This window comes from Bradyrhizobium sp. CIR18 (assembly GCF_014198295.1).
Classification (GTDB): Bacteria; Pseudomonadota; Alphaproteobacteria; order Rhizobiales; family Xanthobacteraceae; genus Bradyrhizobium.
Map to the genome: position 1 here is coordinate 1 of NZ_JACIHF010000013.1, position 26,340 is coordinate 26,340.

Below are 26,340 nucleotides of genomic sequence, written 5' to 3' on the forward strand. Positions count from 1 at the left end.
GGGCCGCATTATCGAGCAGGGCCCGCCCGAAAAAATCTTCACAAATCCCGAATCCGAGCGCACGCGCTCCTTCCTGCAATCAGTCCTCAACCATTAAGGAGACGCTACCAGATGCAAGTCGATTAAGGTTATCCGAGCTCATGCCGAGACAAAAGTGCCAGCGCGTCTTCCGTTTGTTCCGCGGTCAGTGAGTCCCTGAACGCCCCCGAAGCGGTCATCAACTTTAAGCCGAGAACTCGGTTGGCCTCATGCTCAGGCCATGCGTTGTGCACGTCAGGCTGTTTTTTGAACTCGGTACGGCCGCTTTGACCTTCAATATCTACTTGTAGTCGGCCGGGCTCGAGAGCCAACTTTAAATCTCAGGAAAGAGCTCACGTTTGCCGACCTCAGGAGAACCTAGGTGGCCTAAGTTTCGCGGTTGCTCAGCTTCTACAGGGAGCTACAGGGTATGCTGCTTTCCAGTCGACACAGGACAACACGAGAGTCATCAGGACCTTTGCAATGTGCTAGCGGTTTGCAATGTCGGCCCCGGAACGTCGGTATTGGTAAGTAGATTCATCGCGCTGGGTTTCAGATGTAGGCAAACTGCGCAAGGCAAGGAGCAGGGACGTTATTTTCTGAACGGCCAGGTCATTCCGAAAATTCTCTTGTCGAGATCTAAGTCCCAGATCAAGTCCACGGCGACCGGGCACAAGCGCGGATGACTCATTCACCTAAACCGCCGACGTTCCGCCCAGACGGGATCAGCGCACCTCTGCGCCATGTCACTTTCCGGCGCGTCTGGCTCGCAAGCGTACTCTCCAATCTCGGCATTCTAATCCAGGGCGTCGCGGCGGCCTGGACAATGACACAGATGACTGCCTCGGCCGACAAGGTCGCGCTCGTGCAGACCGCGCTCATGCTGCCCGTAATGTTGATCGCGATGCCGGCAGGCGCGATTGCCGACATGTATGACCGGCGTATCGTAGCACTGGTGTCACTCTTTATCTCCCTGATCGGTGCAGGCGCACTGACGACGCTCGCCTGGATCGGCCTGATCACGCCGAATATCCTGCTGGCGCTCTGCTTTGTCGTCGGCAGCGGCATGGCGCTGCTGGGACCGGCCTGGCAATCCTCTGTAAACGAGCAGGTGCCCTCAGAGATGGTTCCTGCGGCAGTCGCGCTCAATGGGATCAGCTACAACATCGCGCGCAGCGTGGGCCCAGCTCTCGGAGGTGTCGTCGTCGCATATGCCGGCGCAGTGGCTGCATTCGCTCTAAATGCGCTGCTTTATCTACCTTTGCTAGTAGCGTTGTTCCTGTGGAGGCGGATCGCCGAACCCTCGCGCCTGCCGCCTGAAAGGCTTAACCGCGCGATCGTTTCGGGTGTGCGCTACATCAGCAATTCACCAGCAATCAAAGTCGTGCTGACCCGCGCTATGGTGATCGGCGCTATTGGCGGCGCGATCATCGCGCTGATGCCGCTGGTTGCGCGCGATCTCTTACATGGCGGACCACAGACCTACGGCGTGATGCTAGGGGCCTTTGGTCTAGGAGCTGTTATCGGCGCGCTCAACGTCACCGAGATGCGAAAGCGTATGAGTGGCGAGGCCGCAATCCGCGCCTGTTCTCTTTCAATGGGTGGGGCAATCGCTGCGGTCGCCATGAGTCACCAGCCAGTATTGAGCGCGACCGCTCTGGTCGTAGCGGGCGCCTGCTGGATGATAGTGGCGACCCTAAACAACATCGGCGTGCAACTATCGACGCCGCGTTGGGTGGCGGGACGCTCGCTTGCTGCCTACCAAGCGGCGGGATCAGGCGCGATTGCGCTTGGCAGCTGGGGCTGGGGCGATCTAACCAATGCCGTCGGTGTCGAAATGGCGCTTCTGGTCTCCGCCGCTTTGATGCTGGCCTCTCCGATCATTGGCTTCTGGCTGCCTATGCCTCGCATTGGCGCGCGGGGAGAGGAGCCGGTGGCGCTTGATGATCCCGAGGTGCGGCTGGCCCTGACCGGGCGCAGCGGGCCCCTGGTAGTCGAGATCGAGTATCGAGTATCGCAGGAAAAAGCACGGCCTTTTCATAACATCATGCAAGATGTGCAAATGATGCGACAGCGCAACGGGGCCTACGGTTGGTCCATCGCACGGGATATTGCCGATCCAGAATTGTGGACGGAACGGTATCATTGCCCAACCTGGTTCGACTACTTGCGCCAGCGCAACCGCTCGACACGCTCGGAGCACGCAATAGAACAGCAGGCGATGGCCTTTCACATTGGCCCCGAGCCGGTGCGGGTCCGCCGCATGCTCGAGCGGCCGTTCGGCTCAGTACGGTGGAAGGACGACACGCCAGACCATCCGGTGGCCGAAGAGAAATATCCTCAAGTCTCTGCCGCAGTTCGCGTACCTCCGCCGCTAGCGTGAGTACGCAGCTTGGAGATCGAGCTGACCATTTTCTGTGCGACACCCTGTTCGCGCGAGATTTATCTATCCCGAGCCACATACCGGCTGGGGGTAGGTTACTTCAAAAGCAAGCAACCTTGATAATGTTTGTTGCATCAAATGTCATTTTGTTGTAATGATTGATCTCATCTGCGAATTCATGAGCGCGGAATCATCATGCTCGTGCAACGCCTCAATGTAAGAAACTCCCTTCTCAATGCTTTGCCTCCGGCAGACTTTGAGCGCGTGCGCTCGCACCTGCGTCCCGTATTCTTCAAGCGGAATAGCATCATCGAGGAGCAGTCTAGGCCAATTGAGAACATTGGCTTTATCGAGACAGGTTTGGTATCTTTGCGCCGAAATTCGAGCGCAAATTCAGTCGAAATTGCGCTCATGGATAGCCGAGGAATATTAGGAATTTCTGGCTTGTTGGGGGTGGATGTAGCGAGTCACCAGTCGATCGCAGTCACTCCCGGGATGACGCTCTGCATGCGAGTGAACGATTTACTGTCCGTCATGGACGCTCAGCCTGACATTAGAAGACATCTCCTTTGTGGAGTTCAGGCCTTGCTAGTTCATACTTCGCAAGTTGCGCTTTGTGCTCTCAGTCACCGCCTCGCCCAGCGCGTAGCTGGATGGCTTTGCCACGCCTCAGAATCTGTTGGCGGAATGGAAATACCCGTTAGTCATGAGTACATCGCCACCATGCTGGGGTTGCGCCGAGCAAGCGTCACCGAATCGCTAATTCGATTCGAGCGGGAAGGGCTAATCGCCAAAACGCGCGGAGCTCTTCGCGTTCAAGATCGGGGCCGGCTCAAGCAAATTGCCTGCTCGTGTTGCTCGACAATTGCAGTGCATGCTCCCTTATCGCCAAGTCTCCATTGTCGATCGTCCTTTATACCTGACGGCTCGCCCAGTCAGCACCGCGAAGCAACCCGCGCGACCTAGGATTCATGTTCGTCTGCGGCAGGCCGGGCCGATCGACAGCCATTAGCTGATTTAAGCGCCCAAGTCCGGCAAATCGGAGCCCGAAGGGCGCCCACGCCGCGGCGAGGAATCCCCAGCTTTCGCAAAATGGGACTAGTTTTGTGCCGTGGCGTTTGATATAACATATCACTCTGACCTGACAGATGATTTGATGCTGAACGATACGGACATTGCAGCTCCTCTCGTACCCATCGACCGGCAAGCTAGTCTGGGCGAACTGGCCTACACCTCACTGAAAGAATCCATCATCAGCGGTCAGTTTGTCCAGGGGAACAAGCTGACCGTGCGTTCAGTGGCGCGGGCGCTCAATGTAAGTACCACTCCGGTCAGAGACGCCATTGTGCGTCTGATCGGCGAAGGTGCCCTGGTCAACCTGGGTCCGAAGACGGTAATCGTGCCGGAACTCACGATTGCTACGCTGGAAGAAGTTACGAAGATCCGGCTAGCACTCGAAGGCTTGGCCGCCTTCGAAGCCACCGCCCATATTAAAGACAGCGACATCTCTTTTCTTGAAGAGACGCAGGGTCGCATTAACAAGGCGATGGACAAAGCGCAATACGCTGATGTGCTCCGCTTCAACAAGGCCTTCCACTTCCGTCTCTACGGGGTGTCCAAAATGCCTCGCCTGGTGGCACTGATCGAATCGCAGTGGTTACGCATCGGGCCGTCGATGAACGATCTGTATCCCGATTTCGCAATTCATCGCCGGGGAGTAACGAACCACCAACGGGCTATTGCCGGACTGAAGCGCCGGGACAGCTCGGCCGTGCGCACTGCCATCGAAAACGACTTACGCGATGGGTACCGCCGTTTGAGCAAGCTCGTTTTATCTAGGCAAGGCGAAGCACGCAGCTCCTAAGATTTGGGCCGATGCCGCACAGCAGCCGTGGCGATCCAACCCCAGAATTCTCGGCCGGCTGCTTTCTATCCACACTACGGCCCAAATTCGCTGTTTCCCCTATTGCTAGAGCGAAATCGCGTACGCGTGCTCTGACTGTAGGCGAGCTTTCTAGGCCTGTACACCTTGGCGTTGATGTTACCTTAGCGACGCCAAGTTCACCGGGGGCCATCTCATCGTCCCCAACTAAGCCGCAGTGCTTATGCTCCGATGCGATGTCGAAAGCTAACGAATGTCGCTTGGTGCATCTATTGGCAAGGGCGACCAGCTGTCTTCGGGTCTATGTTCCCGCTTGGCCTGGCGGCCCCCTATGGGCGGTCGAGAAGCTCTGTCTAATAAGAAGCAGACCGCGGATGACGAACCTCAACGGACCCCTTGCCGCGTCGGAATAGGCACCTTCTGTCTGAACGATGGTACTCCGCTGCGCCCCCTTGTGCGCGCGACCCTGAGCCGCGAGCGGGAGCGCAACTGGTCAGTCTCTTGATCCCGATTTCCTCTTGGTTTCGAAAATGAGGCTGGTGGGCGCCGCGTGCAGCCGTTATCCGTGTAACAAATATGATGCAACAAACTGAGATAATCAGTAAGGTTGCTTAGAGGTGAGCGCCCAGCATTTCTTCCCGGTTGTGCTTCGGTTTTTTGTTGCATCAAATATCAAGTTGGGGTACTTTTGCTAAATGACAACTGAATCAAATGAGGGTGTCGTGAGGGCGAAATTGTCCGATGCGACGACGGGATCCACTCAAGTTGGGCAGAGATCCAAGGACAGCTTCGCGCGGGCGCGGTTGGTCTTTCCCGACGGTACCTCGCGCGTAACGATCGAGCGGGATCCGGCGCCGCTGTATATTGAGCGCGGATCTGGTAGCTACGTGTTCGACGTCGACGGTCGGCGCTTCCTCGACCTCAATTGCAACTTCACGACATTAATCCATGGTCATGCCTTCGCTCCAGTTGTGGAGGCCTTGAGTAACCAACTCCAGCGCGGCAGCTGCTTCGCAAATCCGACAGAGGGCGAGATCGAGCTTGCGGAGCTGCTTTGCGAGCGCATTCCCCAGGTTGACCGTGTTCGCTTCGTCAATACAGGAACAGAGGCCGTGTTGTTCGCAATCAAAGCGGCGCGGGCCTTCACCGGACGATCGAAAATTGCCAAGATCGAAGGTGCCTATCATGGCGCCTACGATTGGGTCGAGGTGAGCCAGGCGGCGAGGCCGGACAATTGGGGTGATGACGCTGCGCCCAAGTCCACGGCGACTTATCGCGGGATGCCCGAAAGCGTACTCGATGAAGTGCTCGTGCTGCGCTTCAATGATGTTGAGGGCGCCCGCCGATTATTGGCATTACACGCTGGCGATCTTGCTGCCGTCGTTCTGGATCCAATGCCAAGTCGCGGGGGTCTGACGCCGCCAAAACCTGAATTCATTGCTGCGGTTCAGGAATCGGCTCGTAGCAATGGCATTCTGATTGTTGCTGATGAGGTTCTCAATCTGAGGCAAGGTTTTCACGGCTCCGCCGCTCGCTACGGCCTTGTTCCGGACCTTGTTACAATGGGCAAGATCATCGGCGGCGGTTTGCCGATTGGGGCTATTGGCGGCCGCGAAGACGTCATGGAAGTGTTCGATGCCTCGGCGGGCCCACCTTTGCTGCCGCAGGGCGGTACATTTTCGGCCAACCCTTTGTCGATGACAGCGGGGCTCGTTTCGATGCGACACCTGGACCATCCGGCCTTCGCTCATCTTGAGGCGCTTGGCAATATTGTCCGAGACGGGATTGCTCAGGCCATCAAAAAGAGGGGTGTCTCGCTATGCGTGACGGGCGCGGCCTCGCTTTTCCGCATCCATCCTTCGAAGCGGATCCCAAATGACTATCGCGAAGCCTATCTCACGCCCCGCGGAGCTTCAGTCATGAAGGAGCTCACGCGCTTTTTCGCGGCAAACGGCATCATCCTACCTTATGGCGCCGCCGCTGCGCTCTCGACTCCGATGACTCGCGCCGATGCCGATGTCATCGTCGATGTGTTCGCGGGATTTCTCGACAGTGATCAAGGCAAGTTGGACGTCATTGAGGTGCAAAAGTGACCGAAGTAACAGTTGCGCAACGTAGCGCCCTCGCTTTGCAGCGTCATGGCGTCAAGGTGATTTTCGGCCAGAGCCTGCCGACGGCGGTGATCTTGGCTTGCGAAGCGATCGGCATTCGGCAGCTCGCATACCGACAGGAGAACATGGGAGGCGCAATGGCGGACGGCTATGCGCGTGTGTCCGGTCGGATCGCTGTGGTCGCAGCCCAGAATGGGCCCGCGGCAACCTTGCTCGTTCCCCCTCTCGCTGAAGCGCTTAAAGCGAGCGTCCCGATTGTTGCCTTGGTCCAGGAGGTGGAGCGTAACCAGCTTGACCGCAATGCGTTCCAGGAGCTCGATCATTTCGCACTTTTTTCCTCATGCGCCAAATGGGTGCGGCGGGTCATCACTGCCGACCGGGTTGACGACTATGTTGACGCAGCCTTCGTCGCGGCTGGTAGCGGGCGGCCCGGTCCTGCCGTCTTGTTGTTGCCGGCCGATCTTTTGCGCGAGAAAGCGATCGCGCCAAGTCGTGAACGCCAGTCGAACTTTGGTGAATGGCCAATTGATCGCCCCAGGCCGAGCGAGGCGGAGATCCGCGCTGCGGCGATTGCAATTGCTGCGGCAAAGGCTCCCGTTGTTCTAGCAGGCGGCGGTGCTACATCTGCCGCTGCAGCCGCCGCGCTTGCCAAATTGCAAGATCTTGCGCACCTACCCGTCTTTACCACAAATATGGGCAAAGGCGCCGTCGACGAAACGCATCCACTCTCAGGTGGGGTTCTCGGCGCAATCGTTGGTCCTCGATCGCTGGGCCGGCATACGCTGCCGATTCTCAAAGAGGCGGATGTCGTTGTTCTGGTCGCGACGCGCACCAACCAAAACGGGACCGACAATTGGCGACAAATCCCTGCGAATGCTCGGGTCATCCATATCGACGTCGATCCCCAGGAAATTGGCCGCAACTATGAGGCAACGCGCTTGTTCGGCGATGCCGCTGCAACATTGGAAGCTCTTTGTGGCGCACTTCAACAGCTCGATTTGTCCTTGCGTCGAGACGTGCGCAAAGGGGTGGAGGGACGTATCGCGGCGGCTTGGAAGAGCTTCGAAAAGGATCGAATCGTCTTCTCAGGCAGCAATGAGTCTCCGATCCGCCCGGAGCGTGTCATGCACGAGCTGCAGGCGCGTCTGACGCCCGATACAATCGTGGTTGCCGACGCCAGCTACTCATCGATGTGGGTCCTGGGCCAGCTCCGCGGCCGAAGAACTGGTCAGCGCTTCCTCACACCGCGCGGTTTGGCTGGACTTGGCTGGGGGCTTCCGCTTGCCATTGGCGCCAAGGTGGCACGCCCGTCCAGTCCTGTCGTAGCTTTGGTCGGAGACGGTGGCTTTGCGCACAGCTGGGCGGAGCTTGAAACGATGGTTCGCAGCGATGTACCCGTTGTCGTTATCGTGCTCAACAATGGCGTCCTCGGATTCCAGAAGGATGGAGAAACGGTGAAGTTCGGCACGTATACGTCGGCCTGCCATTTCTCACCGGTCGACCATGCAGCGATCGCTCGGGCGTGTGGTTGCGCTGGTGCGGTGGTCAGAGCGCCCGGCGATCTGGGGAAGACGCTCGACCTTGCACTTGCGGACCAACGACCATGGCTCATCGAAGTCATGACGGACCCGTCGGCTCACCCGCCACTGTCAATTTTCGACGGCACACTTGATCGTGCGCTCGCGCCGGTTTGAAGTTTCCTAGTTCAGATCGGAGATGCAGTTCCTGCGCTGGCGAACACAAGTAAGTCACGCCGAGCGCTCATCATTCATCGATCCTGCGAGCTTCCTTAATTCGTCGGCGCGTCTGAAGGTTGGCGCTTCGCCTCTAAGAACTGAGAGTATAATGGACACCTACGAAAACTACATCGGCGGTCGCTGGGTTGGCTCGGCTAAGACTCTGGACGTAATTAACCCTTCTGACGGCACGAAGATGGCCGCGATACCCCGGGGCGGAGCGGCCGAAATTGACGCTGCAGTTTTGGCCGGCCATGCCGCCCGTAAAGGGCCATGGGGAAAAATGGACGCCGTCTCGCGAGGTCGTCTGCTGCTCAAGATGGCTGAGCTCATTCGTCGCGATGGCGAGAAACTTGCCGCGATCGAAAGCGATGACGTCGGAAAACCAATGACCGTCGCGCTCGCAGATGCCGCCGTGTGTGCGCGATATTTCGAATACTATGGTGCAGCCGCCGACAAAGTACATGGTGAGACCATTCCCTTCCAGAGCGGTTTCACCGTGATGACGCTTTACGAGCCGCACGGCGTAACCGCGCACATCGTGCCCTGGAACTATCCACTGCAGATGACGGGCCGCTCGGTCGCACCATCGCTCGCTATGGGTAACGCCATCGTTCTCAAGCCCGCCGAGGACACCTCACTGACGGCGCTCGCGCTGGCGAAACTTGCCGAAGAGGCAGGCTTTCCGCCAGGCGTTTTCAACGTCGTCACCGGGCTCGGCGAAGAAGCCGGCGCAGCGCTATCGGCACATTCGGGAATCGGCCATATCAGCTTCACCGGATCCCGCGAGGTCGGCCGATTGATCCAGGCTGCGGCAGCCAAAAATACAATTCCAGTTACTCTCGAGCTGGGCGGAAAATCACCGCAAGTGGTTTTCTCGGATGCTTCCTTGGACGAAGCGGGCGCCACAATTGTTAAAAGCATCGTGCACAATGCCGGTCAGACCTGCAGCGCCGGTTCGCGGGTTTTAATCCAAGACGACATCTACGATCGCTTCACAACCCAACTTGCCGACCGGTTCAGGGCGCTGCGGGTCGGCTCCGCGAGCCAGGATCTCGATCTCGGACCAGTTGTCAACGCCGCGCAGCGAACCCGCATCGAAAGCTATCTGGAGATTGCGAGGCGAGACGGGTTGCAGATCCTGGCGGAAGGCTCGTTTGGAACCAACCTGCCTGCGGGTGGCTATTACGTCAAACCGACAGTGATTGGTGACGTCCCATCAAGTCACACCTTGGCACAGGAAGAAATCTTTGGACCGGTCCTTGTCGCGCTGCGCTTTCGCGACGAGCGGCATGCGGTAGAGATTGCAAACGACACGCCATATGGGCTGTCTGCCGGCGTATGGACGTCGGACCTTGGTCGATCGATGCGCCTCTCTCGCAGTATCGAAGCAGGCCAGCTGTTCGTGAACAATTACGGGTCTGCGGGCGGCGTTGAGCTGCCGTTCGGTGGCGTGAAAGGATCGGGCTTTGGCCGAGAAAAGGGATTTGAGGCGCTGTACGGCTTTGGCGTCCTGAAGACCGTCACGATTCGGCACGGCCTCTAAAGGTCGCGGCCGCGACCAGGCCCAAGTCGCTTCATGTTCAAGTCGTTCGTCGTCATCTTCCTCCCGCGACGGACGCTACTGGCCGCCCCTGCGTGGGGCGGCCGTTTTTCCTATCCCAAGCTGAGCCTTCAATCGGCTCCAGCCTCAGATGTGTTGGTAACCGACGATGAGCGATTCAATCTATAGCGGCCCAGTTTTTGAAATGGCCAGGCAACAATTCAAGAGGGCCGCCGATCATCTGCAAATCCTGGAGGTAGATCGGGACCGATTGCTTTATCCCAAACGGACAATCGCCGTGTCCTGCCCAATTCATAGGGACGATGGTCGAACAGAAGTCTTTCAGGGCTACCGCGTGCAACATCACCTTACTCTCGGTCCAACAAAAGGCGGAACCCGCTTCGCATCCTCAGTGGGCGTAGGTGAGGTTGCCGCCCTGGCCGTTTGGATGAGCTGGAAATGTGCTCTGGCGGGACTTCCCTATGGAGGAGCAAAGGGAGGTGTTACCGTGGATCCTTACGCATTGTCGCCACGCGAACTCGAGGCGCTTTCCCGACGCTACATGCAAGAGATGATTCCTTTCGTCGGCCCGCACACCGACGTGATGGCACCTGATATGGGTACCAACGAACAGGTCATGGCCTGGTTTATGGACACTTATTCCATGTACCAGGGGCAGACAATCAACGAGATCGTCACCGGCAAGCCAGTATCGGCGGGAGGAACACTCGGCCGTCGCGAGGCGACCGGCCGCGGGGTCGCTTATCTTGTCGGCCGCGCGCTTGAGCACCTTGGCATTCCCGCAACCGGCGCCACCGCGATCGTCCAGGGATTCGGCAATGTTGGGGCGGTAACAGCGCATTCACTTGCGGAAAGAGGCGTCAAGATTATCGGCGTCAGCGATCACACCGCCGCATACTATGATCCTGCCGGCATCAATATGGCAGAGCTGCAACGATACGCTGCCAAGCGCGGCCAACTTGCCGGCTTCTCTGCCGAAAGCCTCATTGAACCTTCGCAGCTGTTGGTCCGACAGTGCGATGTCCTGGTACCAGCTGCGATCGAGCAGGTCATTACGGGCCGAAATGCCTCCAAGCTTAAATGTCGCATTCTCGCCGAGGGTGCCAATGGCCCAACGACGCCAGAAGCTGACTTAATCCTGCAAGAGCGGGGCGATGAGATTTTTGTGCTGCCCGACATCCTGTGCAATGCAGGAGGCGTCGTCGTCAGCTACTTTGAATGGGTGCAGGATCTGCAGCGGTTGTTCTGGGAGGAGGCGGAAGTATTCGATCGACTCTATCGCATTCTCGAGCGCTCGTTCCAGCAAGTCATAGCTCGGGCAAAGCGCGATCATATTTCTCATCGGATAGCGGCCATGGCGATCGGCGTAAGCGTGGTACAATCCGCCAAGCACACCCGAGGCCTCTTCCCGTAATGACGTTACGACACATGGCACCAAACCGGAGTGACGAATGCTTGTTGCCCCTTGGCGGATCGGAATCGACATCGGCGGCACCTTTACGGATGTCGTAGCAATAGATGCGAACGGCCAGGTCGAGGCCCTCAAATCGCCTTCCAGACCGGACGATCCGTCAGCCGGCGTCATGACGGCGCTGAATGCGCTCGCGCGGCGGCTCGATGTTCCAACCCAGGAGCTGCTGGGTGGTTGCTCGATGCTCGTGCATGGTTCGACCATTGCGACGAACACCGTACTCGAAGGGAAGGGCGCACGGGTCGGGCTTCTCACTACCAAGGGCTTTCGGGATACGCTTGAGATTCGCCGGGGCATCAGAGAGGAGCCCTGGAACCATCGTCCGCCTTTCCCACAAGTCCTCGTGCCGCGCCGCTGGCGGCTGCCGATCGGCGGCCGATTTGACAAAGACGGGCTGGAGGTCGCGGCTCTGGATGAAGGCGACGTAAAGGCCGGAGCTGCGGCATTGAAGGCTGCGGGAGTCGAGTGCGTGGCCGTTTCTTTTCTACATAGTTACGTCAACGGCGCTCACGAGCGTCGAGCAATGGAAATTCTCCTGGCGGATTGGGACCCTGATGCGATTTTTTGTTCGCATGAAATCTCGCCCTACGCTGGCGAATACGGTCGCACCTCCTCGACGGTCCTTGCGGCTTATGTCTCGAGGCGCGTCGTTCCTTACTTGAGGTCTTTGGAAGATATTCTGCGGCAGAACGGACTCTTTGCCCCTCTGCTCCTCATTCAAAGTAACGGTGGTATTGCGTCAGTCGAGGAAATCGCCCGCAACCCTGCCTGCCTTCTTCTTTCAGGACCTGCAGCGCAGGTTGGTGCCCTGAAATATGTTGCCTCGACAATGGGCATCGACAACCTGATCTCCCTGGAGATGGGTGGAACGAGCTGCGATCTCGCATTGATGGAGGGTGGGCGCGTCCATTCGACGGACCGCATCGACATCGCCGGTTACGTTGCTCTTGTGCCAAGCGTCGACATTCACTCCGTGAGCGCCGGCGGTGGCAGTATCGCGCGGTTGGATGCCGGCGGAATGGTGACGCTCGGGCCTGACGGCGCTGGATCCATGCCAGGGCCTGTGTGCTATCGACGCGGCGGACAGCATCCAACAAATACGGATGCCCACCTCGTCCTGGGCCGTCTTGCGCCGGGGCCATTTGCTGGCGGTACGCTCAACCTTAATGATGAGGCGGCGCGGCAGGCGCTCAAGCGCGTCTATGGCGATACTGTCGGACTTGCGCCGGAAGTGGCCGCACTGGGCATCGTCGAATTGATGGACCAGAATTTGCGCCACGCCGTTGAGCATGTGAGTGCGGAACGCGGCTTTGACCTTCGCAACTTTACCCTTGTTGCTGTTGGCGGTGCCGGCGCCCTGCACGCAAGTTCGGTGGCCCGAAGCCTCGGCTGTTCGACAGTCTACATACCCCGTCTTGCCGGCGTCTTCTGTGCGTTCGGTATGCTCAATTCTGACGTTCGCCTGGATGAGGTCCGGACGATCCGGCGCGGCTTCAATAAAAGCGCGCTCGAGGAGTTTGAGCGTGTCGCGCACGAGCTTGAGGTGGGGCTGCGCGCGCGGCTTATGGCATACGGCGAGACTGGGAGCCATCCCGTGTTCAGCCGCCACATTGATCTAAACTATTTGGACCAGCAATCTCAGCTGTCCATCGAATGGACAAACAACAATATCGAAGAGATCATTGCGGACTACGAGGAGCGCTATAGTCTGCTTTATGGCCATGTTCACAAGCATTCGCCCTTTATGACACGCGCGTTGCGTGTGAGCGGCTCTCGCCGATTTCCCGGCGTTTCCATCCATAAGGTTTCGGCACCCGAATACATCGCATCCGCCTCAAGCCACCGTCGGGTTGTTGTCAATCGCGAGATTGGACCTGTCGACGTGAGTGTCTATGAAGGCTCCGATCTTACTCCTGGTGCACGACTTGTTGGACCGGCAATCATCAACGATATGACCACAACTGTATTCATCGGTAAGGGTGACAAGTTGAAAGTCGACGGGTCGAATAACTTTCTTGTCCGCTTGGGGGCTCCTGCTCAAGGAGGCGCGGTATGAGAATAGATGCAATCAGCTTGGCGCTGGGCCAGAAGCAGCTGGATCATATCTGCCGCACCATGGGATGGGTCATGGCGCGGACGGCGCGGAGCCCCATCTTCAGCCAGTCGCACGACTTCTCCTGCTTCATCGGAAGCAATTCCGGGCAGGTCGTGTCCCAGGCTGACGGTATTCCCATTCATACCGGTGGTGGTGGCATAGCACTGGCGCGGCTGCTCGAAACATTTGCGGGCCGTATCAATCCGGGCGATTGCTTCCTGGCGAACGATCCTTATGTCGCGGGCGGCAACCATCTACCCGACTTCACAATGATGCGGCCGGTGTTCCTGAAGGGAGAGCTGATTGCATTCACCTGCAACCGCGCACATCAGTCGGACATAGGAGGCGGCGCGGCCGGAACGTACAATCCCAAAGCGGAAGAGATCTTTCACGAGGGCCTCCGTATTCCCGTCGTCAAGCTGGTTTCCCAAAGGGAGATCCAGGATGATATCTGGCGGTTGATCCTCTTGAACTCGAGAACTCCCGACCTGCTCGATGGCGACCTCCGCGCGATGCTGGGGTCAACGGAGATCGGCGGTAAGCGTCTTCAAGACATGGCAATCCCGATGGGCGCCGAAGGCCTGCACCAGTTGTTCACGTCCCTCCTCGATTGGGCAGAGGAAAGCTTTCTCGCGGCGATCCACCAATTGTCGCCTGGTATCTACACTGGCGACGACTTCTTCGATCATGATTGCTTCGAAGCCGTCGACGCGCGCATCAAAACTGCAGTCACTGTCAGGGCGGATGGACTTCTCGTCGATTTCGCGGGCACCAGTCCACAGATGCGCGGCTTCAAGAACAGTTCGCTTGCGAATACGCGATCGGCAGTGCTCTTTGGACTGATCTCGTTTCTGGGCGCACACATCCCTCGCAACGATGGCGTCTTTCGCCGTGTTCGCATCGAAGCCCCTGAGGGCTCTCTGGTCAACGCAAAGCCACCAGCGCCTGTTACCGCGGCGACTACATATCCGGCGCACCAAATCATACATGCCATCTGGAAGGCGCTGAGCCCGCCGGCTCTCGAGCTGAGCTGTGCAGGCTGGAGCCGAATTTCCCACTGCAACACCTCCGGGACGGACGATAACGGACGATACTACGTTGCATATCAGTGGTTAGCCCAACCCGGGACCGGCGCCGTCAAAGGTCGAGACGGCTTCAATATATTAGGACAGATAACCACACTCGGCGGCCTTGCTTTGCCAGAGGTCGAGGACTTTGAAACCAGCTACCCATTCCTTGTTGAGCGTCAGGAGTTCGTCACAGATGGTGGGGGGCCTGGCCGCTACCGGGGCGGCACCGGCGCCGAAGCGATAGTCCGCGTGAAGCGCGCCGCTGAATATTCATTCCGCGGCGAAGGTAACTGCAACCCGACGTCATTCGGCGTATTGGGCGGACATGCAGCGGGCACCGGGAGCTGTTCAATCAAATTCGACGATGGCTCGACGTATGCTCCACCCCGCTTCGGCGTTGAACGGCTGCCACCGCTGACACTCACGATCAAGGCCGCCGGCGGTGGCGGTTTTGGATCACCATTCGAGCGGCTTCCGGAAGAGGTTCTGAACGATGTCATCGATGGGATGGTCAGCCCGGCAAAGGCGGAGGAAGACTACGGCGTCGTTCTGACTGATGATGATCTGCGAGTAGATGAAGAGGCAACGCGAGCGCGCCGTCAAAGAGCTCAAGAGCTTGAAGGACGGACGTAAGCAAGGCATTCATTTTGACGCGCCGTGGCATGGAACGCGCGGCTGTTCGCAAGTGCATCGCGCCAGTATGTTACCCCGATCCAGCGTTGGGTTACATTGGGAGCTCAGATGAGCGACTTGGAGGATTTCAGCAGTTCAACCCTGCTCTCGCGCCCTGACCTGCACGAAGCCACCGAAGGCGAATTCAAGGGCTGGCGGACATGGACGTTCGACCCGTTCCTGAACCATACGGGACCATTCTGGCACCGCGTGGAGGCAGAGCGAAAGGTACGTTGTGCCTTTCGCGTCCAGAAAAAGCACCTCAACGGAGCTGGAATTGTCCATGGCGGCTGCTTCTTGGTCTTTGTGGACTATTGCGTGTTCGCCATTGCAGGTCTCATTCTGGATAGCCCCGGGGTAACCGTCTCGCTGTCCAGCGACTTTCTCAGCACCGCGCGCGAAGGTGAGCTGATCGAAGCCACAGGCGAGGTGACCCGCGCTGGCGGATCACTGATCTTCGTCCGAGGCGAGTTGAAAACCGGCGAGCGGATATTGTTAACGTTTTCCGGAACACTCAAGCGGCTGAAGCAGAAGATCCGCGCAAAGTCTAATCCCGAGTCATTAGGATCCGAACGATATCCGTCCAGTGCTCACCAAGATCGGGCTCACGGTCGACGACAGGACGCTGCTGCGCGCCTATAGGCTTGCCGGCACCCATTTACGAGATTGGAATTCTTTTCGTTCAAGGCGCCGGACGGAAGCTCATTGCATAAGGCTGATATTTGCGAAAAGATAGCATGGCTGAAAAAGAGCAACTCGATAGAACCGCCAACGAATTTATCTGGAACATCATCGAGATCCATTCTCGAATTGAGGAGATACACAAGAATTGGGCTGAGATATTGCGAGTAACCGAACCGCAATGGTTGATCCTAATGGCCATTGATGAACTCGACCAAGGCCGCGGTTCCGCGGCCTCAAGCCGCGCGCGGGAACCGATTTTACATCGAACGACTATCTGGCGCTGCCAAGCGCACAGCGCATGAAGAGGGCGATTTCAGGAGCGCTTGACGCAGGCACGCCGATTGGTGCCGGCGGTTCGCGCCTTCTCCGCGGGAATTGCGAGGAACACGAAGCGCTCGAAGCGGAAGCTGCTCAATTCTTTGGAGCAGAAACGGCGCTGTTCTTCGGCAGCGGCTATCTCGCGAATTTTTCCGTCCTGACAACGCTGCCGCAGCGTGGCGATTTGCTCGTTCTCGATTCGCTGGTGCACGCGAGCGTTCATGAAGGGGCACGAGCGGGCAGGGCCGACTTTCGGATTAGTGAGCACAACAATCCGCAGTCAGTCAAGAGCACGATTAGGGAGTGGCGCGCGAAAGGTGGCGTCGGGCGTGCTTGGATCGTCGTCGAAAGTCTCTACAGCATGGATGGCGATTTTGCGCCGCTGGAGGACCTGGTAGAGATTTCCGATCGACTCAACGCGTTTCTGATGATCGACGAAGCGCATGCCAGCGTGTACGGCGAGCACGGACGAGGTCTGACGGCTCCTTATGAGAGACGCGAGAACGTCCTAGTGATTCATACCTGCGGTAAAGCGTTGGGGGCGGTCGGTGCGCTCTTGACCGCGCCACGAGCACTGCGCGACTTCCTCGTCAATCGGTGTCGTCCATTTATTTTTGCCACCGCGCCGTCGCCATTGATGGCCATTGCCGTACGGGAAGCGCTCCTGATCCTGCGGCAGGAGCCTGAGCGACAGCAACGTCCAATCTGGTTGCGTTTGCGCACCGTGAAATCCGTATGCGCGGGCTTCGGAGCAGTTCGCAGTCGCAAATCGTGCCCTATCTTGTAGGCGACAATGGCAATGCGATGCGGCTTGCCTCTGCGCTGCAAGGGTACGGGTTCGATGTCCGCGGAATCCGCCCGCCGACCGTGCCGGCGGGCACTGCGCGCTTACGCATCTCACTGACACTCAATGTGGAGAAGATGAGGTGCGGGCAATGCTGCGTGCCTCGCTGAGGAGACGAGGGGCTGGCGATGACGCGCGCAATCGTGGCGACCGGCACGGACACCGGCATCGGCAAGACGGTGTTTTCCGCCAGCCTAGCCTATCTCCTCGGTGCATACTACTGGAAACCGATTCAGGCCGGCCTTGACGGAGAAACCAATGCCGAGGCCGTCGTCCGGCTAGGCGGCCTCTCGGCCAATCGCATCATACCCGAGTCCTATCGTCTTCGAACACCTGCCTCGCCGCATCATTCCGCGGAAATCGATGGAGTGCGAATTGACGCAGAATCGCTCCGTGTGCCGGATGTTGGCGAGCAAACGCTGGTGATCGAGGGGGCCGGCGGCCTGATGGTGCCGCTGACACTGGGCACCCTCTACATTGACGTTTTTGAGCGGTGGGCTCTTCCGTTCGTCCTTTGCGCGAGCACGGAACTCGGCACCATTAATCACTCGCTGCTTTCCATAGAGGCCTTGCGAAGGCGCCAGCTTCGCATTCTTGGGGTGGCATTCATCGGAAAAAGAAATCCTGAAACCGAGATCGCGATTTGCGAGATGGGACGCGTACGCTGGTTAGGGCGATTGCCTTGGATTGCACCTCTCCAGGCCGGCAACGCTTCAGGTCGTGTTCAAGAGCTCGCTCGTTGACACTCTTTTCTTTAATCCATGATGCCTAGGATGAAGTCGCCGATTTGGCATCCTTTCACGCAACACGCCCTCCGTCACGAGATGACAAAGGTCGTGCGTGGCGAGGGCGCTTATCTCTACACCGCAGATGATCGTCGTATCATAGATGCAATTTCATCTTGGTGGGTCGTGACCCATGGCCACTGCCATGCACAAACTGTAAGAGCAATTCAGAAGCAGGCAGGCGAGCTTAATCAGATTATCTTCGCTGGTTACACTCACAATCCGGCTGAGGAGGTTGCCGCGGAACTCTTGAAAGTCGTGCCGCGCAGTCTCGACCATGTCTTCTTCTCCGACAGTGGCTCGGCAAGCGTAGAAGTCGCGTTAAAAATGGCGCTGGGGTACTGGCACAATAGCGGCGAGCAGCGAATACGTATCGTCGTGATGCAGCACTCTTACCATGGCGACACAGTCGGCGCGATGTTAGTGGGAGCCAGAGGAATTTTCAACGCCGCGTATGGCCCGCTATTATTTGATGTTACCACAATTCCGTTTCCTGCAGCAGGTCGAGAGCAGGCGGCGCTGGATGCGCTCGAGTGCGCATGTCGAAACGAAATGCCCGCCGCGTTCATCGTCGAGCCGCTCATGCTGGGTGCAGGCGGTATGCTGATGTATCCGCCCTGGGTACTCAAAGAGATGAAGTCCATTTACGAAGCGTCAGATGTCCTGCTGATCGCCGACGAGATCATGACAGGCTGGGGTCGTACCGGAACGTTATTCGCCTGCGAACAGGCTGGCATCACGCCAGATATTGCTGCTATTCAAAGGGGCTCACGGGAGGCGCGCTTCCACTCGCAGCAACACTCTGCCGAACTGATATCTTCGAGGCGCACTATTCGAAAGATCGAACCCATGGCTTGCTCTGCTGCAAAAGCCAATCTCGATTTGTGGCAGGATGAGAAGGTTCGCCAACGCGTGGCGTCGGTCGCGGCTATGCAGGGGCAGGCTATCGAGCCGTTCCGTGTCGACCCCCGCTTCGAAAACGTCCGTCGAACCGGCACCGTCACAGCACTCGACCTGAACACGAGCGATACAGGCTATCTCGCCGGGATCGGCCCGCAGCTTCAGACTTTCTTCAAGAATAAGAACCTGCTGCTAAGGCCGCTTGGCAATACGATCTATGTGATGCCGCCCTATTGCATCGCAGCGGCAGACCTTGACGAAATCTATGCGGGCATCAGGGATGCTGCCGACGCACTGAACTGCGATCGTCTTGGATGAAGCGTGCGATGCTGCCCGGCGCGCCTCAATATGCATCCTCCCGCCACGGCAGTCGGACGCTCGATGCTTGCCGCTGTCCATGAATTCGCCTGTGGCCAAGGTGGGTAGTTAAACGTCAGGTCTCGCCACCCTATCCGCGCCGCTTAAAAATATGTTGCATCAAATGTCAAAATGGGCTAAGGAGAGTGCTTGATGGACGCCGGGCTGGCGATGATCGCCAGGCCCGCAAAGCGCACAGCAAGAGAAATGCAAGGGGGCATCCACGTAACCTCGACAGGAGCCGAGAATGCGCAACAGTTCAATGGGTGTCTCCCACAGTTCGGCCAGGTGCTGCGCAATGTGCGGTGGAAAGTTCGGATTAATCCGCCACTACTCATGGCGAACGGCTCTTTGCTCTAAGGCTTGCGTTGGCCGCTTCCGGATGCGTCGGGAAGCCGACCATAGATGGCTTCGCATGATTGCGGGCGGCCCGATGGATGTCGCTGAATGCCGAATTGACTTTGAGCGGCGATCCGTTTGAAGAGCTCTCATAAACACTGTCGATCTGGCTTGGGTGCATTATGAAGGCCGCAAAATGCTGGCCGCGCGCGAGAAGGTGCGCAGAGTGCGGCGCCGCAGAAGATCGACCGAAATAGGGCTACAGCAGATGGTCTGCGGCTACCTCAGGATCAGCATCACCTCGAATGCTTGGATCGTTGAAAGAAGTGGGGCGGGCTAACGGAGGTACGGCATGAAGTTCATTCTCGTGAATCACAGGACCTCGTGCCGTGGTCGAACCTGCGCCGAATGTTCTCGGTCCCTGGGTCCGGGCTAATCTGCGAGACGTGGTGACACGGAGAGGATATTGCGATTACGATTGCTATCGCCGTCGCCAGCTCTTCGACATTGCGTTTCCATATCTTGCAACGCCTGCTTATTCCGGGAGCGATGCGAAAAATCTCGTTCCGTTTGGACTGGCTGCGTTGCTGATCATGGCGTCTCTGGCTTCAAGTTGGGACGGCCTCGATGTCATGGATCAATACGGCGGCGTATAGCGGAAAATCGCCTACGGCTCACGGGCCTCCCTCGGCTTAGCGTCGGTCGAAAGGTGAAAATGGCGCCTTACTACGTGCGCTGGTCAGGGCTGTATGGTCACAGCAAACTGCCTCAAGCAATGAATTTCGTTGCAGCGATGCAAGCAGGAAGCTCGTCGTATCGCAATGACCACCGCTTACGATGCGATTCCGACACGCATCGCCGATCCCTTCGTCGATATCATCCTTTCGGTGACAGCGTGGGAAACGTGTGCCTTGGGTTCGAAAATACGCTGCCGGTCAGCATGGCCATGATGAATCATCACCTTGAAGCGGTTGCGCGCCCAAGATCGCATGCCTTCTCGTGGCCGATATGCCGTTTCTCAGCTTTCACCTCAGTCCAGAGGAAACGATACGCAACGCCGGTGGCTTTCTGCAACGGGACGCCGATGCCGTTAAGCTCGAGGGTGGAACAAAGCGTGTCGAAACGGTTCGCGCTTTGGTTGATTGCGAAATTCCTGTGATGGGTCACCTCGGTCTCACTCCGCAGAGCGTCAACTTTATGGGTGGTTTCAAGGTGCAGGGCCGCAGCGCCGAGGATGCTTTACGTCTGCTCGACGACGCCCACCCTCTGCAAGAGGCCGGTTGCTTCGCCTTGGTTCTGGAGGGTATTCCGGGGGAACCTCCTGCGCGAGCGAGCGAGTCCCTCGCGATACCCACGATTGGAATTGGTGCGGGTCCCAGCTGTTCGGGCCAGGTGCTCGTATTCCATGACGTACTCGGGCTGACGGAAAACCGTCGGCCTAAATTCGTTCGCGCCTATGCCGAAGGTTTTCAGCTGTTGCAGGAGGCGTTATCGCGCTGGACTGCGGACGTCCGCGCGGGGTCATTTCCTGGACCACAAGAATCATATCAGCTACCCGAAGGTCTGGGCGATGAGATCGCAAAATGGGCGCCTTCCAATCCAACGTGATGTGAAAAGATGCAAATAATCACGAGGCTCCCTGAGCTACGGCGCGCCATCAGAAGCGCTCGCAAGGGGTACAAGAGTGTCGGCTTTGTCCCGACCATGGGTTACCTACACCATGGCCATCTGGCTCTGGTGGAGGCGAGCCGGAAGCAATGCTACACCACAGTTTTAAGCATCTTCGTAAATCCCAAACAGTTTGGACTGAACGAAGATCTCGGTAACCATCCGCGTGACTTCGAGCGAGACGGAAGACTGTGCCGCGACGCCGCGGTTGCGATTGTGTTTGCGCCGGATGTTTGGGAGGTCTATCCGGCCGAATTTGAGACCTCGGTCGAACCAGGCGAACTTGCGCAGCCACTATGCGGAGCGTTCAGGCCCGGACATTTTCGTGGGGTCGCGACGGTCGTGTGCAAACTGTTCAATATGGTGCAGCCGGACGTGGCGTTTTTCGGGCAAAAGGATTTTCAGCAGTGCGCGATCGTGCGTCGCATGGCGATTGATCTTAATTTTCCGGCCCAAATCGTCACCGTTCCGACGGTCCGCGAACCGGACGGGCTCGCGATGAGCAGTCGCAATCGGTATCTCGGGAAGCAAGAGCGACCGCGTGCTCTCGCGATTAGTCGCGGTCTGTTCACGGCGGACGCGGAATTTCGGGCTGGCGAGCGCGATGTCGCCAAGCTCATATCAAGCGCCATGCGGCATCTAAAGGAAGTCGATCGCGTCCAGTACCTCGAGCTCGTCGATGCTGATACGCTAAAACCGGCCGCGAGTCCCTTGAATCGTCCTGGGGCTCTTTGCGCCGCAGCTTACATTGGGTCTACCCGGCTGATCGACAATGTAGTCCTCACGCCGTAAACGTTCCGCATTATCAAGGAGCATCAGAACTCTCGATTTGGCGCATCTGCGACAACACAATTCGTGCCTGACGCAGGCGTTGGCGTCGCAGATCGGCAGGGGCAGGATATCTAAAGGCTACTCGATGAACAGATGATGTGCGGTTTTGCGGCTGGCTCATTGCAAACTCGGCTGGGGTAGGAAACACCTGACGCTAGGTTTCACAATCTCAACTCTCGCTGTGCCCATCTGAAGCGACATGGCTAGCGCATTCGCTTGGACGCACATTTCATCCCAACGTAAAATAAGGGGGTAACTTAGTATGACCGCAGTTCTAATCACTGGCGCAAATCGCGGAATCGGCCTTGAACTCGCTCGGCAATACGCAGCCAACAAGGCGGACGTGATCGGCTGCTGTCGCGCCCCCGAAACGGCTGAAGCGCTTAAGGAGCTGGTGTCGTCCTCCGGCGGTCGCGTGCAAATCATGCGGCTGGACGTTGCCGAGGAGGCATCCATCGCGTCCCTCAAAGACATGCTTGGCGATCAACCAATCGACATCATCATCAACAATGCTGGGATCGTCGGCCCGGAGAACCAGTCAGCCGATGGAATCGATGCTGAGGGTTGGATGATTACGCTGCGCGTGAACGCGCTCGCGCCGATCCTCATCGCCCTGGCGCTGCGCGACAATCTGAAGCATGGAAGCGAGAAGAAGCTCGTCGCGATCAGCAGCGGTCTGGGATCCACAAGTACCACTACATCGTCCGGTCTGGCCCCCATTAGATATGCCTACTGCGCGTCGAAAGCTGCCCTTAACAACGGCATGCACGCGCTTTCGCGTGACTGGGCGACAGATGGCATACTAGTGGGCATACTGGCGCCCGGGTATGTGCGGACCGACATGGGCGGTGCAGCTGCCGCTTCCCATCCCAGCTCCATATCACCAGAAGAAAGTGCGAGCGCTCTCATTCGACGCATCGCTGAACTAACGCCGGCGACCACCGGTACTTTCCAGAACCACCGGGGCGAGACGATTGCCTGGTGATTCCGGTCCCCTCGGGCTCGCTACGTGCCAAGGTCCGGGGTTGGTAAAGTCAAGTGAGCCGGAGACCGGGAGCATTCTGGGCTCGGCCGGGCCATCTTTTAAGGCTAAACAGGTCGTGGCGATTGCGCGCGGTGGCGCTTGATCTCGTCATAGACTTGGGCAGTCGCGCCACACAACCGAAAAGTCCCGATCTGCGGCGGCTCCAACGAGATCCAGCGCGACATGTTCGCCAAGGTTGTGCTGGGTCTCTAGGGACGATTATCATTCGGACACGCACTGAGGTCGAAGACAGTACTCCCGCATGCGCCATGCGCGTCTGCCGAGTGGCGAAGCCACTCGTACCGACTGACTGGCGTCCCCCTCAATGAGGCTTGCTCGCTGATAATCTGCTCCTCAATAAGCAAAAAAAGCAACCTTCGTGTATTTCGAATTGCAAGCGAGGCAATTCTGGACATTGCGAAAGTCGGCTATGTGAATCAATAGGCCTGATCTGATGACACACCTGACAGTAGGGAGCGCCTCTTGGCGCGCCGTCCGGCCCTTTGTCACACTTGTATCCATTGTATTCGACCAATTCACGGGTTCGTTTCAACTGATCTTTCAGTTCAGCAATTTGAGCGTACCTCGCTGCAATTTCTTCTCTAGCCTCCGAAAAGGCCATCTTGATATCGGGCAACGCAACGGTTAGATCCGCGATCTTGAGCTTGAATTCTGCCGCATCCACCGCCTTGTCGATGCCGCGCAAACAGTTCGCTAGTTTGATGGCCTGGCCCGCTGTCGCAAGCGCCGTCACTATATCCTAAGGTTTCTTTCTCCTGGAATCGATCGGTGCACAAACCGGAATAGGTGTGTTTGAATATCTGTGTATCAGTTCGTCGAATATATCCGACCAAACCTGGGCTTCCACATCGTGTCATCGCAATCAACAGCTCATTCCATACGTCTTCGCGCGCCTCAGTGAAGCATCGGCACGAAATGTACGATGTAGGCGAGTTCAGCATTTCGAAATCAATCCATATTAGTTAGCCATCGGTCATCGATCGAACGAAGAAGCTGAGCTTTGTTCAGCTCGAAGTGAGTCAGTCAAGATCGCGCCGAACCGTAAACATCTGCAAGGGGGGCCAATGAGCAGAGCTGAGACCAAGATTAGTCGGCTTTTATGAGTCCGGATTGGATTGCGCGTCCAGATGACGCTTCTCGGGATTTCCGGCGTCCTCGTCACCGGCGCAATTTGTGTCGCTGCGCTGAGCTACACGAACTTTTTGCAACGTCAGTCGAACGATAGCAATCGGCTTAAAGCCCATGTCGCATCGCTGTCACAAAGCTTCCTTGAGTCATGACAAATCGCGAGTGACTTCCTCCACAAGCCGACTGACATGTTAATCAAGAGTCAGAACGTGGTTTCGGCGCAACGCAACCTCGGCTTCAACGAGACGACGGATTTCAGGGTCGACTCCGCAAGTCTGTCCACGGGGTCGAGCCACGTCTGGCAGAGCTGAACCAGCCACGTCTTACGATTCTGATGCTGATGATGCGTCGGCACGAGAAAGACTTCATCCTGCGCGGCGAGGACAAATACGGCGACCAACTGGGCAAGCGGGAAGGGGAGTTCGAAACCGCGCTCTCTCAGGCGAGCCTCAATCCAGAGATGCACTCCCAGATTTTGGAGCTGATCCGCGCATGTAAAGTCAGTTTTCTGTCCTACATGGTGACACAACAGACCCTAAGCGACCAGGTCGAGGATCTGGGACATATCTATGACCGCATTCGCCCGTTGCTCACGAATATTACGGCTGTGGTTGATCAGCGATCAAGCGCTGCGGAAACGCGGGTTGAAGAGATTCGGCGGCAACAGATATGGCTCATCGGACTTGCAACGATTTCTGTAGGCATGTTGGCGCTGTTTTTCGGCCGGCGTACCGCCAGGACGGTCGCTTCGATGACGGCGGCCATGCGACGGCTCGGTGACGGTCATTTCGATGTGGTTTTGTCCGGCCTCGGTCGCGCTGACGAGCTCGGCGAAATCGCCCAAGCGGTTGAGATGTTCAAATTGAAGTCTCGTGAGAAGGCGCAGGCCGACGTCGATGCGACGGCGGATGACGATCGTGTTGCCGCGGAGCAGCGTAGGACCGATATAGCCCGCCTCGCTCGTGAATTCGAAATGACCGTCGGCAAGGTCATCGACAGGGTCTCGTCCGCGTCCTCAGAACTTGAAGCGTCCGCCCGCAGCCTGACCTGCACGGCTGATCACAGCCAGCAACTCTCACTCGATCTCGCCTCCTCATCTCAGGAGGCATCCGTCAACGTTCACCAGATCGCGGTCGCGACAGGTAAAATGGCCGAAACGATCATAAATATCGGCCTCCAGGTCGAACAGGCATCCAACATGGCCCGCGAGTCGGTTTGCAAGGTGGAAGTCAGCGATCAGCGCATGGTCAGTCTGACAACTGCGGCGGCGCGGATCGGCAGCGTCATCGAGCTGATCGACGCAATTGCGCGGCGAATCAATCTGCTCGCGTTGAACGCCACGATTGAAGCCGCCCGCGCCGGTGATCTCAGCAGAGGTTTCGCGATTGTCGCTCAGGAGGTGAAATTTCTGGCCGGGCAAGCCGCGCATACGACCGTTGAGATCGGCGAGCAGATCGGCAGCATCCGGGCAATAACGGTCGAGTCCGCCAGCTCGGTCACCGAAGTCGCTGCGATAGTCGGTCGCATCTCGGAGATCGCCAGGATTGTAGTTGACTCGATCGGAGAGCAGCAAACGGCCAGCAAAACCATCGCAAGCAATGTTCTTGGAGCAGCGACCAGGACCACCGAAGTGGCGTCCATCGCTAGGGAAGTTACCAAAGGCGCTGAGATAACCGGAGGCGCGTCGATTCAGGTGCTGGCGTCTGCCGAACTGCTGCATGGGGAAAGCTCTCAGTTGAAGCGGGAGCTAGACAGCTTCCTCACCAGGATTCGAGCGGCGTAGGGTCGGTGCGTAACTTACCAGCGAACTGGATGCGCTCCGGCGAAGTGCGATCTGTACGCGTGACGGGTTTGGAATTCGTCTCAAGAGGAACAAGGCCTTGAACAAGGGAAACTTTTGATGCCGTACTGCTCTTTCGATCTTGTGATTGGCCCGAAGTGCAAAGAACAGGGTGGTCTCATCCTTGAAAACCTTGAGCTTGCTTCCGAGCGGGCAATCCAGCTTGCGACCGAGCTCTGTATTGTCTACCCGGAACTCAAGTCTAAGGGCTGTTCAGTTCGGATCATTGGTGCCGATAACGCCGAGGTCTATCGCACCCCACTTGATCCGGCGCCGTCTTGGATGAGCGTCAGCATTAGTCGTCAGCAACAGCGATAACGGAGTGCGTATGGTTGGCGCGGCCGGAGGACCTCGACTCCGCACCGCGCGTTTTATCAACGAACTGTGATGAGGTTGTCCTGGGTTCTTCCGCACTCTGGCGGAGAGGCGCCTCAACGTTTGCGTCGCACTGGGCGGGGGGAAGGAAGACGGCTGCGTGAAGCGGGGGGAAGCGGCAGACTGACCTTCGCGTTGTAGATTCGTGCCGTTTGAAAGAGCTGTAAGGAAGCCGAAAACGTCACGATCACCGCGTATATGAGAAGGACAAGACTTATAAAGTC

The 26,340-nt window shown here is 57.7% G+C and carries 19 protein-coding genes and 3 pseudogenes; 21 read left to right on the forward strand and 1 reads right to left on the reverse strand.

What is annotated here, in order from left to right:
• Positions 1–700: 700 nt before the first annotated feature.
• The 19 genes and pseudogenes from GGD65_RS30395 to GGD65_RS30485 all read left to right on the forward strand — a co-directional run bounded on the left by GGD65_RS30395 (position 701) and on the right by GGD65_RS30485 (position 22,713).
• Entirely contained in the window at positions 701–2,401 is a 1,701-nt protein-coding gene (locus GGD65_RS30395; RefSeq protein WP_183237637.1) for an MFS transporter, read from the forward strand.
• Between the two features lie 534 nt (positions 2,402–2,935).
• Entirely contained in the window at positions 2,936–3,367 is a 432-nt protein-coding gene (locus GGD65_RS41180; protein WP_409362770.1) for a Crp/Fnr family transcriptional regulator, read from the forward strand.
• Positions 3,368–3,557: 190 nt separating this feature from the next.
• Positions 3,558–4,265: a GntR family transcriptional regulator gene (locus GGD65_RS30405; RefSeq protein WP_183237639.1), complete on the forward strand. Its 708-nt coding sequence runs from the start codon at positions 3,558–3,560 to the stop codon at positions 4,263–4,265.
• A gap of 713 nt (positions 4,266–4,978) precedes the next feature.
• Positions 4,979–6,376 carry an aspartate aminotransferase family protein gene (locus GGD65_RS30410; RefSeq protein WP_183237640.1) on the forward strand — a complete coding sequence of 466 codons (1,398 nt, stop codon included), beginning with the start codon at positions 4,979–4,981 and terminating at the stop codon, positions 6,374–6,376.
• Entirely contained in the window at positions 6,373–8,088 is a 1,716-nt protein-coding gene (locus GGD65_RS30415) for an acetolactate synthase catalytic subunit (protein WP_183237641.1), read from the forward strand. The genes GGD65_RS30410 and GGD65_RS30415 overlap by 4 nt, the downstream gene beginning before the upstream one ends.
• A 151-nt stretch (positions 8,089–8,239) precedes the next feature.
• Positions 8,240–9,676 carry an aldehyde dehydrogenase family protein gene (locus GGD65_RS30420; protein ID WP_183237642.1) on the forward strand — a complete coding sequence of 479 codons (1,437 nt, stop codon included), beginning with the start codon at positions 8,240–8,242 and terminating at the stop codon, positions 9,674–9,676.
• Between the two features lie 166 nt (positions 9,677–9,842).
• Positions 9,843–11,108, forward strand: coding sequence for a Glu/Leu/Phe/Val dehydrogenase (locus GGD65_RS30425; protein ID WP_183237643.1), 1,266 nt, complete (start codon positions 9,843–9,845; stop codon positions 11,106–11,108).
• A gap of 37 nt (positions 11,109–11,145) precedes the next feature.
• Complete coding sequence (locus tag GGD65_RS30430) at positions 11,146–13,221, forward strand: hydantoinase/oxoprolinase family protein (RefSeq protein WP_183237644.1); 2,076 nt, start codon at positions 11,146–11,148, stop codon at positions 13,219–13,221.
• Positions 13,218–14,963, forward strand: a complete 1,746-nt coding sequence (locus GGD65_RS30435; RefSeq protein WP_183237645.1) for a hydantoinase B/oxoprolinase family protein — start codon at positions 13,218–13,220, stop codon at positions 14,961–14,963. Before GGD65_RS30430 ends, GGD65_RS30435 begins: the two co-directional genes overlap by 4 nt.
• Before the next feature lie 108 nt (positions 14,964–15,071).
• Positions 15,072–15,554: pseudogene (locus GGD65_RS30440) on the forward strand (PaaI family thioesterase); the annotation flags it as partial.
• Positions 15,555–15,739: 185 nt separating this feature from the next.
• Entirely contained in the window at positions 15,740–15,988 is a 249-nt protein-coding gene (locus GGD65_RS30445; RefSeq protein ID WP_183237647.1) for a hypothetical protein, read from the forward strand.
• Positions 15,985–16,791, forward strand: a complete 807-nt coding sequence (locus tag GGD65_RS30450; protein ID WP_246783449.1) for an aminotransferase class I/II-fold pyridoxal phosphate-dependent enzyme — start codon at positions 15,985–15,987, stop codon at positions 16,789–16,791. The genes GGD65_RS30445 and GGD65_RS30450 overlap by 4 nt, the downstream gene beginning before the upstream one ends.
• A 185-nt stretch (positions 16,792–16,976) precedes the next feature.
• Positions 16,977–17,613, forward strand: a pseudogene (bioD, locus tag GGD65_RS30455) (dethiobiotin synthase).
• Between the two features lie 8 nt (positions 17,614–17,621).
• Entirely contained in the window at positions 17,622–18,851 is a 1,230-nt protein-coding gene (locus tag GGD65_RS30460; RefSeq protein WP_183237649.1) for an aminotransferase class III-fold pyridoxal phosphate-dependent enzyme, read from the forward strand.
• Between the two features lie 192 nt (positions 18,852–19,043).
• Positions 19,044–19,250, forward strand: coding sequence for a hypothetical protein (locus tag GGD65_RS30465; RefSeq protein WP_183237650.1), 207 nt, complete (start codon positions 19,044–19,046; stop codon positions 19,248–19,250).
• Positions 19,251–19,618: 368 nt separating this feature from the next.
• Positions 19,619–19,885 carry a hypothetical protein gene (locus GGD65_RS30470; RefSeq protein WP_183237651.1) on the forward strand — a complete coding sequence of 89 codons (267 nt, stop codon included), beginning with the start codon at positions 19,619–19,621 and terminating at the stop codon, positions 19,883–19,885.
• 123 nt (positions 19,886–20,008) lie between these two features.
• A pseudogene (gene panB / locus GGD65_RS30475) lies at positions 20,009–20,837 on the forward strand (3-methyl-2-oxobutanoate hydroxymethyltransferase).
• A gap of 9 nt (positions 20,838–20,846) precedes the next feature.
• Positions 20,847–21,689 (forward strand): pantoate--beta-alanine ligase, encoded by an 843-nt coding sequence (panC, locus tag GGD65_RS30480; RefSeq protein ID WP_183237652.1) that lies wholly within the window; start codon positions 20,847–20,849, stop codon positions 21,687–21,689.
• A gap of 301 nt (positions 21,690–21,990) precedes the next feature.
• Complete coding sequence (locus GGD65_RS30485) at positions 21,991–22,713, forward strand: SDR family oxidoreductase (RefSeq protein WP_183237653.1); 723 nt, start codon at positions 21,991–21,993, stop codon at positions 22,711–22,713.
• Between the two features lie 361 nt (positions 22,714–23,074).
• Here GGD65_RS30485 and GGD65_RS30490 read toward each other — a convergent pair whose 3' ends face one another.
• Positions 23,075–23,506, reverse strand: a complete 432-nt coding sequence (locus GGD65_RS30490) for a hypothetical protein (protein ID WP_183237654.1) — start codon at positions 23,504–23,506, stop codon at positions 23,075–23,077.
• Positions 23,507–24,235: 729 nt separating this feature from the next.
• Here GGD65_RS30490 and GGD65_RS30495 point away from each other — a divergent pair.
• Complete coding sequence (locus GGD65_RS30495; RefSeq protein ID WP_183237655.1) at positions 24,236–25,684, forward strand: methyl-accepting chemotaxis protein; 1,449 nt, start codon at positions 24,236–24,238, stop codon at positions 25,682–25,684.
• 117 nt (positions 25,685–25,801) lie between these two features.
• On the forward strand, positions 25,802–26,059 hold the full coding sequence (locus GGD65_RS30500) for a hypothetical protein (RefSeq protein WP_183237656.1): 258 nt from the start codon (positions 25,802–25,804) through the stop codon (positions 26,057–26,059).
• The last annotated feature ends 281 nt before the right edge of the window (positions 26,060–26,340 follow it).